A 1655-nucleotide genomic window follows, 5' to 3' on the forward strand; every position below is an offset into this window, starting at 1 on the left:
CGCTTGCTCAGGCCGGGGGATTCCTCTACCGCCTTGCAAGGAGCACGAATCACCCTGGAGGATGAAGATGCGCCTGGCCGATGTCGTGACATGACCGTGGCCCATGCTCGTGAATTACGGCAGCCCTACGCACATTTGAACGCCTATCACCCGGTGATCCCCTTGGAACTCTCCGCCTTGCGCTTCCGCGTGCTAGTCCCCATGGAAGTGACTTCCGAATGCGTGGACCTGGTCGTGTCCTGGTGGGAGGAGCGTTTTGCCAGGGTGTGGGATCGCCTCCCCCTCCGGGTGGGCGTGATCGCCTTCCCACGCATGGTGCCTTATCAGGCGATTGTGGAGGCCACCCGCAATGTGGAAGATATGCTGGTGAGCAGAGAAGAAACCTGGCAGGTGGTGGAAGTGGAACAACAGGCTGGTGTGGTGGCTCTTCGCCTGCGCCGAGGGGACAGGCAGGAAACTCTCCGAGTCGTGCCGGTCGCTCTGCCCGATGGCCGGGAGGACGTGTTTTACCCGTATGTGGCTGTGGCAGACCGGCAGGTGCGCTTCCCCCGTGACTTCCGGCATCCCGAGGGGCAAGTGTATCGTCATGTGGCCGATCTGCATCCAGGCGACGGTATTAAGGTGGTTCCAGCACGAGTGAAGACTCTCTTCATGGACAGCACCGCCGCCCGCTTTGATATGGCGCTACCTCAATATCTTGAGGATTGGCCCCGAATGCGCCAGGTCTGGACGGTCCTCGAGCGGGTGGCGCCCAGTCAGAGGGCGCTTCAGCGCCTGCGAAGCGAACTGGCGCGGCTGGAAAAAGAGTGGCAATCCCCCGAGGGCGGTTTAGCCGCTTCGGCCGATCTCTGGCGGGAAACCCTACGCGCTGTGCTATTTCACCATCTGGAGGTGCAGGGCACAGCGTTGGAGACGCTCACCGAAGCTGCCGTGCAAGGCATCCTGCAGTGGGCACTGGATTGGCATATGACCGCACTGAAAGAAAGCGCATAAAGGAGGAATAGCCATGGCGAGTTACGCAAAGTTCCTTCAAGTCGGCCTTGCGCTGGACCCCATCCATGTGGGTACCGGCGGTGCGCGCATCGGCCGGGTGGACCTGACCATCGTCCGCGACCCCGTCACCCAGGTGCCCAAGATTCCGGGCTCCAGCCTGGCCGGGGTCTACCGGACCTATGTGGCGATGGCGGAACAAGAGACCAATCCAAACAGACAAGTGAATGGACAACCCAAACCCTATTACCCTGACTGTGCCGGGCTAGGCCTGGATGACAACCGCGGCCATTGCCGCCAGCGGGACTGCCCCGTCTGTACCGTCTTCGGCTTTGCCAGCGGTGCGGGACAGAAAGGTGGTTTTGCCGGGCTGGCCGCTTTCACCGATGCCCACGTGCTCCTCTTCCCCGTTCCCACCCGCCAGGGTCCCAGGTGGGTGACCTGCCCAATGGCCTTGCAGATGATCGGTTTGACGGTAAAGAGTGTGGATGGTGAAGCCGTCTATGTTGAACAAGAGGGGAATCCCCTCAATCTTGGCTGGCTGTTGCTGGAGACCCGGACGTGCAGTCAGATGAGCGACATTAAATCACAACTTCAAAGCCTGAGCATTCCCGATTACATCCGCGACCGCCTGGCCCTAGTGCCCGACCGCCTCTTCGCCCACA

2 protein-coding genes are annotated in these 1655 nt (G+C 61.1%); both read left to right on the plus strand.

What is annotated here, in order from left to right; genetic code table 11:
- Positions 1-993 (plus strand): hypothetical protein (locus tag ABJK56_RS01535; protein ID WP_347242902.1); only part of this gene is annotated, 993 nt, incomplete at its 5' end.
- 13 nt (positions 994-1006) lie between these two features.
- Positions 1007-1655: RAMP superfamily CRISPR-associated protein (locus ABJK56_RS01540; protein WP_347242903.1), on the plus strand; the 649-nt coding region annotated here is incomplete at its 3' end.

The organism is Thermogutta sp., from assembly GCF_039793925.1.
Lineage (GTDB): Bacteria > Planctomycetota > Planctomycetia > Pirellulales > Thermoguttaceae > Thermogutta.